The sequence below is a fragment of the Phenylobacterium sp. genome, assembly GCF_046463815.1.
GTDB lineage: Bacteria > Pseudomonadota > Alphaproteobacteria > Caulobacterales > Caulobacteraceae > Phenylobacterium.
In genome coordinates this window covers 103,429-115,860 of sequence record NZ_JBKBRO010000006.1, presented here as the reverse complement: position 1 = coordinate 115,860, position 12,432 = coordinate 103,429, and the positions used below count along the sequence as shown (strand labels likewise).

Here is a 12,432-nt window from a genome sequence, read left to right as displayed (position 1 = left end):
TCCGGCTAAACTTATATCATTGAAAATACTCGAAAAACTACTTCGGGTCGGGCAGTCCGAGGACCCGCTTGGCGATGACGTTGAGGTTGATCTCGGACGTGCCGCCCTCGATCGAATTGGCCTTGGTGCGCAGCCAGCCGCGGACGGCCAGGATCTCGCTGGTCTCGTAGCCCTCGCCCTGCCAGCCCAGGCCCTGGTGGCCCATGGCCTCGACCATCAGCTCGGACCGCTCCTTGGCGAACTCGGCGGCCGCGTACTTGATGATCGAGGTGGCGGCCGAGGGGCCGTTGCCGGCTCTGGATTCCGCCGCCGAGCGGGCGATGGTCTGGCGCAGGGCGGCGAAGTCCATCTTGTTGCGGACGATCCGGGACCTGAGGTCCGCGTCGATCGCGCCGTAGCGCTTGGCGATCTCGGCCAGGTCGCCCGAGGCGCCGCCCGCCCCGCCGCCCTCGCCGAAGCCGGCCGAGATGTTCTGGCGCTCGTACTGCAGCAGCCGCTTGGCGATCTCCCAGCCGCCGTTGACCCGTCCGACCAGGTTGGCTTTGGGGACCTTCACGTCGGTGAAGAACGTCTCGCAGAACGGGCTCTCGCCGCTGATCAGCGGGATCGGCCGCGTCTCGACGCCCTCGGAGCGCATGTCGATCAGGATGAACGAAATGCCCTCGTGCTTTTTCGAAGAATCGGTACGCACCAGGCAGAAGCACCAGTCCGCCTTGTCGGCGTAGCTGGTCCACACCTTGCTGCCGTTGATCAGCCAGTGGTCGCCCTTGTCCTCGCACCTGGTCTGGAGACCCGCGAGGTCGGAGCCGGCGCCCGGCTCGGAGTAGCCCTGGCACCAGCGGATCTCGCCCTTGATGATCCTGGGCAGGTGCTCGCGCTTCTGCTCCTCGCTGGCGTACTCGAGCAGCACCGGGCCCAGCATCCAGACGCCGAACGAGGCCAGCGGCTGGCGATAGCGGCCGGCAGCCAGCTCCTGGTCCAGCACGCGGGCCTGTTGCGGCGAAAGGCCGCCGCCGCCGTATTCCGCGGGCCAGGTCGGCGCGGTCCAGCCCTTCTCGCCCATGCGGCGCATCCAGACGATCTGCGGGTCGTCCGACCCCGCGAACGCCCGCCCGCCCCAGACCGCCTCGGGGTGGGTCTTGGCCTTGGGGTCGCGCAGCTCAGCCGGATAGTTGGCCTCGAGCCAGGCGCGGACCTCCGCGCGGAAGGCGTCGAGCTCGGCGCCGCCGAAGTCGGCCATGGGCGTGCTCCCTTTTCGAAAACTGAAGGCGCCCAACTCTAGCGTTCGGCGGCGGCGGGGCAAGGGGAATGAAACAGTTGTTTGAGCGAGTCGGCGCGGGCTCGCCTATAGACGCTTCCGTGAGCTTCTGGAGAGACCTCAAGCCGGCGGTCAACGCCGCCGCCCCGACCCTCGCCGCCCTGGTCGCCCTGGGGTGCGGCGTGATGCTGCTCGCCTCGGGCGCCCGGCCTTCGGAGCCGGAGCGGTTCGTGCGGTTGCTGGCCACCATGCCGGTCCTCCTGATCGAGCTCAGCCACTTCCTCTCCAGCGTGCTGGGCCTGATGCTGGTGATGCTGGCCTTCGGCCTGCGGGCGCGGCTGGGCGCGGCCTGGGCGGCGACGATGATCGTCCTTCTGGTCGCCGCGCCGCTCAGCCTGGAGAAGGGCATCGTCTGGGAGGAGACGGCGATCCTCCTGTCCGCGGCGGCGGTGATCGCGCCGTTCCGGAAGGCCTTCCCACGCACGGCCCGGCTGTCGCGCATGGAGGTGACCCCGGGCTGGCTCGTGTCGGCCGCCTGCCTGGTGGCCGGCGCGGGGCTGATCGGCCTCTGGTCCTACGAGCATGCGGACTACGGCGAGTACCCCTTCTGGCGGGTGATGGTCGACGCCGACGCCGCCCGGTCCATGCGGGCCTGGGCCGGCGCCGCCGTGGCGCTGCTCGCCTTCGGCCTCTGGCGCATGCTGGCCTCGGCCGCCCCGCCGCCGATCGTGGGCGAGGACGACCCGGAGTTCGCCCGCGTCCGGCACATCCTGGCGACCGCGCGGGTCGCGCGCCCAAATTCGAACCTGGCCCTGCTGGGCGACAAGCGCTTCCTGTTCTCACCCTCGGGCGAGAGCTTCCTGATGTTCGGCGTCCGGGGCCGGAGCTGGATCGCGCTCGCGCCGCCCGTTGGCCGGCCGGAGGAGCGCCTTGAGCTGTTGTGGCGCTTCCGGGAGCTCGCCGACGCCCACGCCGCCCGGCCCGCCATCTACGCCCTCGACGCCGAGGACCTGCCCGACGTGGTGGAGATGGGCTTCTCGATCCAGAAGATCGGCGAAGTCGCCGTGCTGCCGCTCGAGGACTTCAGCATCGAGGGCACCCGGCGCGGCAACCTGCGGCGTGCGTGGCGCCAGGCCAGCGAGGCTGGCGCCGAGTTCGAGGTCGTGCCGCCCGAGGGCGTCGCGGCGATCATGCCCGAACTTCAACGGGTCTCCGACGCCTGGCTGGCGGGCCACGCGGGCGGCGAGAAGAGCTTCACCATGGGCGGCTTCCGACCGGCCTATGTGCAGGAGTTCCCGGTGGCGGTGGTGCGCTTCGAGGGCCGCCTGATCGCCTTCGCCACCCTGTGGCCGGTCGCCGACCGCTCGGCCTTCTCCATCGACCTGATGCGCTATGTGGAGGACGGCCCCCGGCGGATCATGGACTTCCTGTTCGTCGAGCTCCTGAAGTGGGGGATGGCCGAGGGGTACGCGGCCTTCGACTTCGGCATGGCGCCGCTGGCGGGGCTGGAGGACCGGCCACTGGCCCCGATGATGTCGCGGGTCGGCAGCCTGCTCTTCGACAACGGCGAGGAACTCTACAATTTCCAGGGCGTGCGCGCCTACAAGGACAAGTACGATCCCATCTGGCGGCCCCGCTACATCGCCGCTCCGCGCAAGTGGACGATCCCCATCGTCCTGGCCGACGCGGGCCTGCTCACCTCGGGCGGGGTGGCGGGCCTGGCCAAGCGGCCCCGCCGCCCGGGCTAGACGGGGCTCAGCGCCGGCCGGTCGTGAAGCCCAGAAGGTTCACCGCATGCACGGCCATCAGCACCACGCCGGCCGTGGCCAGCACCATGATGAAGCGCCAGGGGATCAGCCGCGGTCCCCTGTGCGGATTGGGTGGCCGCGCGCCGCGCCAGCCGGCGAAGACGCCGAGCGCGAGCAGGCCGGCCCCGACGGCGAGGGTCATCTGAAGGTCCACGCGCCCCTCGTCATCCACAGAAACAAAGCCCGGACACTACTAATAGCGTTAAGGTTGCGTTTACACCCCCAGAGATCGGTGTTTAGCGTCGAGTTGGGTTGGGAGACGCGATTCGATGACGGCGGGCGCGCCCTGGAGCGTCAAGGGCATCGACCCTAAGGCCCGGGAGGTCGCGAAGGACCTCGCCCGCCGCTCCGGCATGACCCTCGGCGAATGGCTGAACCGGGTGATCCTCGAGGACGACCCGCCCGAGGACGTCGCCGCGGAGCATCAGGTCCCCGAACGTCCGCAACGCCTGTCGCAGGACCCGCCGCGGCTTCAGGCCGTGCCGACGCCGCAGGATACGGATCGCCTGGCCCACGCCATCGATCGGCTCAGCGACCGCATCGAGGCGTCCGAAACCCGCACGGGCCTCGCCATCTCCGGTGTGGAGCATTCCGTCCGCCAGGCGCTGGCGCGGATCGAGATGGCCGAGCGGGAGCAGCTCGCCATGGCCGAGCGGCTGGCCCGCATGGAAGCCGATCCGGCCGGCCCGCGCTCACCCGAAGCGCTCAGGATCCTGGAAGCGCGGATCGCCCGCGCCGAGGCCGCCGGGGGCGACCCCGCCGCCTTCGAGGGTGTTCTCCAGCGTCTCACCGACCAGTTGGCCGCGGCCGACCGCCGGTTCGAGATCCTCGCCGCCGACCTGACCGAGCGCGTGGAGCGTGCGCGCGCGGAGATGGCCGAACAGCTCAGGGCCTCCGCCGCCGGCGACGTCGGCGTCCGCCTGGCCCGCGTGGACGAGCGATTGCAGGAGACCGAGCGCCGCTCGGCCCAGGCCGTCGAGCAGATGGGCAAGCAGGTCCTGGCCATGGCCGAGGCCGTGAACCGCCGCCTGATGACCGCCGAGCAGCAGAGCGCCGGCGCCATCGAGCAGGTGGGGGGCGAGATCGCCCGCATCGCCGGCGCCGTGGAGGCGCGGCTCGCCCGCGCCGAACAGACCCAGGCCGAGGCGCTGGAGCGCCTGGGCGCCGAGATCGGCCGCATCACCGACCGCCTGTCCGAACGGCTCGCGGGTTCCGAGCAGCGCGCCGCCCAGGCCATCGACGACGTGGGTCAGCATGTGATCCGCGCCACCGAGCGCATCGAGCAGCGTCAGGAGCGCGCCGCCGGCGACCTCGCCGAACGAATCCGCGCGAGCGAGGAACGCACGGCGCGGCTGCTGGACGAGGCCCGCGCGCGCCTGGGCGTGGCTTCCTCGCCATCGACGGCCGCGGAACCCGGCGCCGATTCCGAGGCCCTGCCCAAGGGGCCGTTCGGCCCCGAGCTGTTCTCCCGCGCCGAGCCGCTGTCCGACGTCGCGACCGTCGATCCCGTGCGGCCCTCCTTCGCGGCCGAGGATTTCGAGGCGGCCGAGGCGTTCGCGCCGCTCGCTGAACCTGAGGACGACGTCTTCGAACTGGACGAGCCTGAGCGGCCGTCCGCCGACGGCTCGCCGCCGCTGTCCACCCGCGAGGTCATCGACCAGGCCCGCGCCGCCGCCCGCGCCCAGAAGGGCGAGGGGGAACGGCCTCGGCCCGTGGAGGTCCGCGCCAAGCTCGACCGCCGACAGGCGTCGGGCCGCATGTTCAATGGGTTCGGCGTCACCAAGCCCCGGCGTCCGAACACCGCGCTGCAGACGGCCCTGATGGTGGCGGGCGGCGCGGCCTTCCTGAGCGTCGGCGCGGCCGGCGTCGTGCTGATGAACGGGCCCCAGGCCGAGGAGAACGCGTCGGTCCAGGACGCTCGCCCCGCCGGGGCCATGCCCGCCAATCCCAGGGCGGCCGCGGCCGTCTCGCCCGAACCCGCCATCGCCGAGGCGGCCCAGCCGGCGGCGCCGCTTGATCTCGCCTTCGCCGAGGCCACCCGGGCCATCGAGGCGGGCAAGCCCGGAGGGCTCGCCGCCCTCAAGGCCGTCGCGGACCAGGATCATCCCCAGGCCCAGTTCTACCTGGCCCAGCTCTACGAGGGCGGCCGGCAGGGCGTGGTGCAGAACGAGGTCGAGGCCCGTCGCTGGACGGCGCGCGCCGCCGAAGGCGGAGAGCCTCGGGCTATGCACAACCTGGGCCTCTACTATTTCCGGGGCGAGGGCGGCCCGCAGGACCTGGCCTCGGCGGCCCAGTGGTTCCGCAAGGCGGCCGAACTCGGCGTCGTCGACAGCCAGTACAACCTGGGCGTCATGTACCAGTCCGGCTCGGGCGTTCAGAAGGACCCGGCCGAGGCGCTGAAGTGGCTGACGCTCGCCGCCGGCCAGGGCGATGGCCAGGCCCGGGCCGCGGCGGACGCGCTGAAGGCCAAGCTGCCGGCCGCCACCGTCAAGGCCGCGGAAGCGGCGGTCGCCGCCGCCCGCAGGGCGCAGGCCGCCGGGTGACCCCGGGCGCGGGGACGCGCTAAGAGGGGCGATGGACATCTACCTGCCCATCGCCGAGGTGTCGGTCAACGCGCCCCTGCTCGTCGCGCTAGGTCTGGCGGTGGGCTTCGTCTCGGGCATGTTCGGCATCGGCGGCGGCTTCCTCATGACGCCGATGCTGGTGTTCCTCGGCGTGCCGCCCGCCGTGGCGGTGGCCAGCATGTCCAACCATGTGGCCGCCTCGTCCATGTCCAGCGTGATCGCCTACGGCCGGCGGCGCGCGGTGGACGTGCGGATGGGCGCGGTGCTGGCGGTCGGTGGGATCGTCGGAGCCTACCTGGGCGTCGAGCTGTTCCGGTTCCTAAGACTGCTCGGCCAGGCCGACCTGGTCGTCGCCATCTCGTACCTGCTGTTCCTCAGCGTGATCGGCGGGCTGATGCTGATCGAGTCGTTGGGCGCCATCCTGCGACGCCGGCGGGGCGAGCCGCAGCCGGCCCGGCGCGACCGGCGTCCGCCCTGGCTCTACGGCCTGCCGCTGAAGATGCGTTTCCCGCGCTCGCGGCTCTACATCAGCGTCATCCCGCCCCTGCTGCTGGGAGCCTTCGTGGGCGTGCTCTCGGCGATCATGGGCGTGGGCGGCGGCTTCGTTCTGGTGCCGGCCATGGTCTACGTGCTGCGCATGCCGGCGGGCGTCGTCGTGGGGACCAGCCTGTTGCAGATCATCATCACCACGGCCCTGATCGGAGTTCTCCAGGCCGGTCGCAATCAGACGGTCGACGTCGTGCTGGCGACCCTGCTGCTGGTGGGCGGCATCGTCGGGGCGCAGTACGGCGCGCGCGCCTCAGCCCGCTTCCGCGCCGAGGAGCTCCGGGCGGTCCTGGCGCTGATCGTGCTCCTGGTGGGCCTCAGGATGGGGCTGGGCCTCTTCATCGCGCCCGACGAGCCGTTCATCCTGATGCAGGGGGCGGCGGGCTGATGGCGGTGGACGTCCCCCCCGCCGCCATCTCGGCGGCCCTGACCGAGACCACGGTGCAGGTCAGCTCGGACTTCCGCGGCGCCCGGATCGTGCTCTACGGCGCCGTCTTCGAGCCGCCGGGGGCCGCCTCCGACGTGGTGGTCATCGTGCGCGGCCCAGAACAGCCGGTCCGCATCGCCCGCAAGGTGCGTGTGGCCGGCCTCTGGCTCAACAGCCGGCCGGTGGTGTTCCGCGGCGCCCCCGGCTTCTACATGGCCGCCTCCAACCGGCCACTGGACGAGATCGCCAACTTCGGGGTTCTGCGCCGGCTGGGCGCCGGGATCGACCACCTGCCGATCAGCGCGCCGGCGGAGCAACGGGTTGAGACCCGCTACGGGGTGCGCAACGTCGTCGTCTCCAGCCTCGGCGCCGACTACTACGACTGGCGCCGCGCGGTGGTCCGCCTGAAGGAAAAGGCCGGACTCTACGACGAGGACGAGCGCGGCGTGCGCTTCGTGGATCGCGGCCTCTTCCGCGCCGAAATCGCGCTGCCGGCCGGAGCGCCTACGGGCGTCTACCGGGCCGACATCCTGCTCTTCCAGGACGGCCGGCCGGCGTCGCGACGGGTCCGTACGCTGACGGTCGAGAAGGTGGGATTGGAGCGGACTCTTTACCTCTGGGCGCATAACAGGCCATGGTCGTACGGCTTGGCCTCCATGGCGTTCGCCCTGGCGGCCGGGTGGGCCGCCTCGGCCGCATTCCGGAGAGACTGATTGCTCATGGATGACGTGCGGTCCGGAACCCGGATCGAATCCGCGCCGAGGCCGCTCTGGGTGATCGCGCTGATCGCCCTCCTGCCGTTTCCCGCCGCGGCCCTTGTCTACTGCTACGGCCCCGCGGCCTACGCCCGACCGGCGCTGACGACGCTCCTGACCTGGGCCGCGGTGATCGTGGCCTTCCTGGGCGGCGTGCGGTGGGGCCTGGAGACCCGCGAGCGCCGCCCCCGCTGGCGCCGGCTGGCCTTTTCGGCGCTGTCGGCAGCCGCCGCCTGGGCGGTGTTCCTGGGGCGAGGGCGCCTTTCGGACGCCTGGATTCTCGGCGGCTTCATCGCGGTCTTCCTGGTCCAGTGGCTGTTCGACCATCAGACGCCCGACACGCCCTCGCGCTACCCCACCCTGTCGACGGCGCTGACCGCAGGGGCCTGCATCTCGCTCGCCCTGGCGCTCGAGAAGACCATCAACGCCTGATGAACCTGCGTCCGGCCCGCACCGAAGAGATCGCGGCGCTGGAAGCGCTGCAGCTGCGCGCCTCGCTCGCCTGGGGCGACCATGTCCGGGAGCTGACGGACAATCCCGACGCGATCGAACTCCCGGGCGAGCACGTCCCTCACGCCTTCGTGGCGGAGGACGCCAGCGGTCGCGTCCTGGGTTTCGCCGTGGTCCTGCCGCGCGAGGACGGCGACGCCGAACTCGACGGTCTGTTCGTGGAGCCCGACGCCTGGCGGCGCGGGATCGGCGCCCGCCTAGTGGATGAGGCCGCCCGCCGGGCTCGGGACGCCGGAGCCCGGTCGCTGCATGTCGTCGCCAACGAACGCGCGCTGGCCTTCTATGCGGCGTGCGGCTTCGAGGTGACGGGTCAGGTCATGACCCGCTTCGCACCGGCGCCGACCATGCGGAAGACGCTTTAGCCCGCTCGGCGTCCTTCCGGCGGCGCAGCACGCGGCCGCGCCGCTTCCTGGCCCAGATCACCACGCCGGTGGCGCTGAAGCCGGCCACCGCCAGCCCCAGCAGCGAGACCAGGACCCGTCCCGGCAAGTCCAGGATTCGGCCCGAGTGCAGCGGGAACTGCGCCTGCAGGAAGATGTCGCCGACGCTGCCGCGGCCGGGCGTCAGGTCGCCGGCTGGCGCGCCCGTCCGGCCGTCGAAATAGAGCCATGGATTGCCGAGCGTTCCGTCGCCGTGATCGTCTCCCGGCCGGTAGAAGCCGACGCCGTAGAGGTCGTAGTAGGGCGAGTAGAAGACCCCGCCCGCCGGCGCCTTCCAGCCGCGCCGCGCGGCCTCGGCCCGGGCGATCCGAAGCACCTCCTCGCGGGTGACGGCCGGCGCCGCCAGCGCGTCGGGCGCCCTGGGCGCGCGCTCGGCGAACGGATCAGACTTCAGGGGCGAGACCGCGCCGACGATCGGGCGGACGACCTCGTGTCCCAGGTTCATCGAGACCGATGTCACCGCCAGCACCAGCAGGAGGCCCCACAGCCACACCCCGCCGGACCGGTGCAGGTCGAACAGCAGGCGGTAGCCGCCCTCCTTCCACCGGAAGGCGAAGGACTTCCGCCAGGACGCCCGGCTGGGAAAGGAGATGGCGAGCGCCACGAGGCAGTCGATCGTCCAGGCGATCCCGACGAACCCCATCAGCCAGACGCCAATGTCCATGCCCGCGACGAAAGGCAGGGTGAGGCTGTAATGCAGCTTGTAGAGGAAGGGCAGGAGGTTCTCGCGGCTGAGCGACGGCCGCCCCCAGAACCGCTGGCCTAGCCGCTCGCCCGTCGCAGGATCCACCGCCACCTGATTGAAAGCCAGCGCCTGGGTCCTGCCCGCGGCGTCAGGCCGGGGCTCCACGCCGAACAGCACGGCGCCGCCGGGCTCGACCGACAGCGGCGTCCAGGTCACCTGCAGCGACGGGTCCGACCGCTCCAGGTCGCGGGCCAGCGCCAGAGTATCGCGGGGCGCGCCCTCAGCCTTCGCCTCGAACAGCGTCGGGTTCAACCAGGCGTCCAGCTCGTGGTCCCAGGAGATCACCGCGCCCGTCAGGCCGGCGATGAACAGGAACACGGCCGTTCCCAGGCCGAGCCACCGGTGCAGCACCGTCAACGCCGCGCGCATGCCGGCTCCCTTCGTCCGCCAAAACCAACTTCGACTTGATTTCTCGCAAATGCGAGCTATTCGCAAGTCATAACGATATTGCGAGTCATTCGCATAAACTTGGGAAATGGGTCTCCGATGCGCCTTCGCCGACATCTCCTCCTCGCCACCGTGTTCATGGGCGCTTCCGCCGCGGCGCTGCCGGCCTTCGCCGACGACGCGGCCTCGCTCGAGGAGCTGGTGGTGACCGCGCGGCGGGAGAACCGGACCTCGAAGGGCGCGACGGGCCTCGACCTTAGCCTGACCGAGACACCTCAGGCCGTGACCGTGATCGACCGTGACTTCATGGACGTTTTCGGCCTGGACGACGCCAACAGCGTTCTTTCGCTGACGCCCGGCGTGAACGTCGAGGAGGTGGAGACCGACCGGACCTACTACAACGCCCGGGGCTTCGACATCCGCAGCATGCAGATCGACGGCGTGGGCCTGCCGTTCACCTGGAACGTGGCGGGCGACCTGGACGTGGCCGGCTACGAGAAGATCGAGGCGGTGCACGGGGCCAACGGCCTGCTTACCGGCACGGGCAATCCGTCGGGCACGATCAACTACGTGCGCAAGCGCCCGACCAACGCTTTCCAGGGCGCGGCCGAGCTGACCGCCGGTTCGTGGGACCGGTTCCGCGGGGAGGTGGACGTCTCGGGTCCGTTCTCGGCCTCGGGCCGCTGGGCCGGTCGCCTCGTGGCCGCCGCCGAGGACCGCGACTCCTGGCTCGACCAGAACCACAGCGAGCGGACGTTCTTCTACGGCGTCGTGGAGGGCCAGATCGGCGACAACGCCATCCTGACCGCCGGCTACACCCAGCAGGACTCGGCCTCGAAGGGCGTGCTCTGGGGCGCGCTCCCGTTGCTCTACACCGACGGGACCCAGGCGGAGTGGGACGTCTCGACCACCACCACCATGGAATGGACGAAGTGGGACATCCGCACCCGCACCAGCTTCGTCGAGCTGGTCTATGAACTTCCCATGGGCTGGGAGGCCAAGGGGACCCTGACCTACAACGACTTCAAGGAACCCTCGCGCCTCTTCTACACCTACGGGACGCCGGACCGGGCCACGGGTCTCGGCCTCTACGGCTATCCGGGCGCCTACGACCAGGCGAACAACTCCACCCTGTTCGACGGCGTGCTCTCAGGCCCCATCGAGCTGGGCGGCAAGCGCCACGACCTCGTCCTGGGCGTGACGGTGGCCAAGAGCCAGTCCGGCTACCTGCAGTACGCCGCGCCAGCCGACGATCCGGCCTGGGGCGCCCTGCCGCCCGTCGGAACCTGGGATGGCGACGAGATCGCCGAGCCGGCCTGGGGGCCGCCCACGCAGGCAGCCAACTTCACCAACCGCTTCAACCGCGTCTACGGCGCCGCCCACCTGGACTTCGGCCGGGGCGTGAAGGCCGTGGCCGGCTTCAACGCCATCGACGTGAAGACCCGCGGCGACAGCTTCGGCGCCTCGATGCGCCGCGACGAGCAGGCGGTCAGCCCCTATCTCGGGGCGACCTGGACGTTCACCCGCAACCTCACCCTCTACGGAAGCTACTCCGACATCTTCGAGCCGCAGGCCGAGCTGGACGAGAACCTCGAGCCGCTTGGCGCCGCCAAGGGCGAGAGCTGGGAAGGCGGCCTGAAGGGCGAATGGTTCGACGGTCGGCTCTACACCTCCATCGCCCTCTTCAAGGCCGAGCAGGACAACTATCCCGAGGCCGCGGGCATGACGCCGGCGGGCATCACCTTCTACCGGGGGATCATGACCCGTTCGAAGGGCGTCGAGCTGGAAGCCGCGGGCCGACTGCCGGGGGGCGTGAAGGTCCAGGGCGGCTTTACGCAGCTCGAAATCGAGGGCGAGGACGGCGCGGACGTACGCACCTATGTGCCGCGCAGGACCTTCGTGCTGGGCGCCGTCTGGGAAGTCCCGGTCATCGACGGCCTGGAGGTCGGCGGGACGGTGAAGTGGCAGGACGACATCCATCTGGACGCCGCGCTCGGGACCATCCGCCAGGACGCCTATGCGATCGTGAACCTGGTGGCGAGCTACGACCTGACGGACGCGGTCAAGGCCACCGTGCGGGTCAACAACGTCACGGACGAGAAGCGCCTGACCAGCCTCTACTGGGAACAGGCGTTCTACGGCGCGCCGCGCAACGTGTCGGTCAGCCTGAGCTACGCATTCTAGGCGAGGGGCGATTCCGGGCTAGGCTCTTCGCCCAAGGGAGGGCCGGTCCATGAGTCGCCTGCGCATCCATCGCGAACGCCACCTGATCGCCCGCATCGGCTGGCTGCGCGCCGCCGTGCTGGGGGCCAACGACGGCATCGTCTCCACCGCCAGCCTGATCGTGGGCGTCGCGGCGGCGGCGGCGGGCCGTTCGGAGATCCTGGTGGCGGGGTCGGCGGCCCTCGTGGCCGGGGCGATGTCGATGGCGGCGGGCGAATACGTCTCGGTCAGCTCCCAGTCCGACACCGAATCCGCCGACCTCGCCCGCGAGAGGCTGGAGCTGAAGACCGATCTGGCCGCCGAGCGCGAGGAGCTGGCCGGCATCTATGTGGCCCGCGGCGTCGAGCCCGAGACGGCGGCGAAGGTGGCCGACCAGCTCATGGCCAAGGACGCGCTCGCCGCCCACGCCCGCGACGAGCTCGGCATCTCGGACATGACCACGGCGCGGCCCATCCAGGCGGCCCTGGCCTCGGCCGCCACCTTCTCGGCGGGCGCGGTCGCGCCGCTGCTGGTGGCCGCCGTGGCGCCCTTGAACCTGTTGCCGATGGCGGTCTCCATCGCCTCGCTGGTGTTCCTCGCGGTGCTCGGCGTGATCGGCGCCCAGGCCGGCGGCGCCCGGCCGTGGCGGGCGGCGATGCGGGTGACCTTCTGGGGCGCGCTCGCCATGGCGCTCACCGCCGGGATCGGGCGGTTGGTGGGAACGGCGGTCTGACGCCGCCGCGCCCCTCTGGGGATCGCCTGCGCGTCCGGCGCGTTATGTCCCCGGGAA

The 12,432-nt window shown here is 71.2% G+C and carries 11 protein-coding genes; 8 read left to right on the top strand and 3 right to left on the bottom strand.

Features of this window, described 5'->3' with window-relative positions:
* Window positions 1-37: 37 nt before the first annotated feature.
* Window positions 38-1,240, bottom strand: coding sequence for an acyl-CoA dehydrogenase family protein (locus ACK4TT_RS05515; RefSeq protein WP_409636600.1), 1,203 nt, complete (start codon window positions 1,238-1,240; stop codon window positions 38-40).
* A gap of 119 nt (window positions 1,241-1,359) precedes the next feature.
* Here ACK4TT_RS05515 and ACK4TT_RS05510 point away from each other — a divergent pair, with 119 nt between their 5' ends.
* Entirely contained in the window at window positions 1,360-3,006 is a 1,647-nt protein-coding gene (locus tag ACK4TT_RS05510) for a phosphatidylglycerol lysyltransferase domain-containing protein (RefSeq protein WP_410212603.1), read from the top strand.
* Between the two features lie 7 nt (window positions 3,007-3,013).
* Here ACK4TT_RS05510 and ACK4TT_RS05505 read toward each other — a convergent pair whose 3' ends face one another.
* A complete protein-coding gene (locus tag ACK4TT_RS05505; protein WP_410212602.1) occupies window positions 3,014-3,208 on the bottom strand; it encodes a hypothetical protein in 195 nt (64 codons plus the stop codon).
* Between the two features lie 127 nt (window positions 3,209-3,335).
* Here ACK4TT_RS05505 and ACK4TT_RS05500 point away from each other — a divergent pair, with 127 nt between their 5' ends.
* From ACK4TT_RS05500 to ACK4TT_RS05480, 5 genes are read left to right on the top strand one after another with little or no spacing between them, the layout of a single operon-like run.
* Window positions 3,336-5,609, top strand: coding sequence for a Localization factor PodJS (locus ACK4TT_RS05500; RefSeq protein ID WP_410212601.1), 2,274 nt, complete (start codon window positions 3,336-3,338; stop codon window positions 5,607-5,609).
* Window positions 5,610-5,640: 31 nt separating this feature from the next.
* Window positions 5,641-6,564 carry a sulfite exporter TauE/SafE family protein gene (locus ACK4TT_RS05495; protein ID WP_409636588.1) on the top strand — a complete coding sequence of 308 codons (924 nt, stop codon included), beginning with the start codon at window positions 5,641-5,643 and terminating at the stop codon, window positions 6,562-6,564.
* Window positions 6,564-7,316 (top strand): TIGR02186 family protein, encoded by a 753-nt coding sequence (locus tag ACK4TT_RS05490; protein WP_409636585.1) that lies wholly within the window; start codon window positions 6,564-6,566, stop codon window positions 7,314-7,316. The genes ACK4TT_RS05495 and ACK4TT_RS05490 overlap by 1 nt, the downstream gene beginning before the upstream one ends.
* Before the next feature lie 6 nt (window positions 7,317-7,322).
* The gene (locus tag ACK4TT_RS05485) at window positions 7,323-7,790 is read left to right on the top strand and encodes a DUF3429 domain-containing protein (RefSeq protein ID WP_409636582.1); all 468 of its coding nucleotides are present in this window, start codon (window positions 7,323-7,325) and stop codon (window positions 7,788-7,790) included.
* On the top strand, window positions 7,790-8,230 hold the full coding sequence (locus ACK4TT_RS05480) for a GNAT family N-acetyltransferase (protein WP_410212600.1): 441 nt from the start codon (window positions 7,790-7,792) through the stop codon (window positions 8,228-8,230). The genes ACK4TT_RS05485 and ACK4TT_RS05480 overlap by 1 nt, the downstream gene beginning before the upstream one ends.
* Here ACK4TT_RS05480 and ACK4TT_RS05475 read toward each other — a convergent pair.
* Window positions 8,184-9,422, bottom strand: a complete 1,239-nt coding sequence (locus ACK4TT_RS05475) for a PepSY-associated TM helix domain-containing protein (RefSeq protein WP_409636579.1) — start codon at window positions 9,420-9,422, stop codon at window positions 8,184-8,186. The genes ACK4TT_RS05480 and ACK4TT_RS05475 overlap by 47 nt on opposite strands.
* A gap of 117 nt (window positions 9,423-9,539) precedes the next feature.
* Between ACK4TT_RS05475 and ACK4TT_RS05470 the strand changes: the two genes are divergently transcribed.
* Together ACK4TT_RS05470 and ACK4TT_RS05465 are read left to right on the top strand one after the other, a co-directional pair.
* The gene (locus tag ACK4TT_RS05470; protein WP_410212599.1) at window positions 9,540-11,624 is read left to right on the top strand and encodes a TonB-dependent siderophore receptor; all 2,085 of its coding nucleotides are present in this window, start codon (window positions 9,540-9,542) and stop codon (window positions 11,622-11,624) included.
* A 49-nt stretch (window positions 11,625-11,673) separates the two neighbouring features.
* On the top strand, window positions 11,674-12,375 hold the full coding sequence (locus ACK4TT_RS05465) for a VIT family protein (RefSeq protein WP_409636573.1): 702 nt from the start codon (window positions 11,674-11,676) through the stop codon (window positions 12,373-12,375).
* Window positions 12,376-12,432: the final 57 nt, after the last annotated feature.

Coding starts and splice junctions, on each gene's coding strand:
- ACK4TT_RS05480 (WP_410212600.1), top strand. CDS start 7,790: ATGAACCTGCGTCCGGCCCGCACCGAAGAGATCGCGGCGCTGGAAGCG.
- ACK4TT_RS05475 (WP_409636579.1), bottom strand. CDS start 9,422: ATGCGCGCGGCGTTGACGGTGCTGCACCGGTGGCTCGGCCTGGGAACG.
- ACK4TT_RS05495 (WP_409636588.1), top strand. CDS start 5,641: ATGGACATCTACCTGCCCATCGCCGAGGTGTCGGTCAACGCGCCCCTG.
- ACK4TT_RS05470 (WP_410212599.1), top strand. CDS start 9,540: ATGCGCCTTCGCCGACATCTCCTCCTCGCCACCGTGTTCATGGGCGCT.
- ACK4TT_RS05485 (WP_409636582.1), top strand. CDS start 7,323: ATGGATGACGTGCGGTCCGGAACCCGGATCGAATCCGCGCCGAGGCCG.
- ACK4TT_RS05465 (WP_409636573.1), top strand. CDS start 11,674: ATGAGTCGCCTGCGCATCCATCGCGAACGCCACCTGATCGCCCGCATC.
- ACK4TT_RS05500 (WP_410212601.1), top strand. CDS start 3,336: ATGACGGCGGGCGCGCCCTGGAGCGTCAAGGGCATCGACCCTAAGGCC.
- ACK4TT_RS05505 (WP_410212602.1), bottom strand. CDS start 3,208: ATGACCCTCGCCGTCGGGGCCGGCCTGCTCGCGCTCGGCGTCTTCGCC.
- ACK4TT_RS05515 (WP_409636600.1), bottom strand. CDS start 1,240: ATGGCCGACTTCGGCGGCGCCGAGCTCGACGCCTTCCGCGCGGAGGTC.
- ACK4TT_RS05490 (WP_409636585.1), top strand. CDS start 6,564: ATGGCGGTGGACGTCCCCCCCGCCGCCATCTCGGCGGCCCTGACCGAG.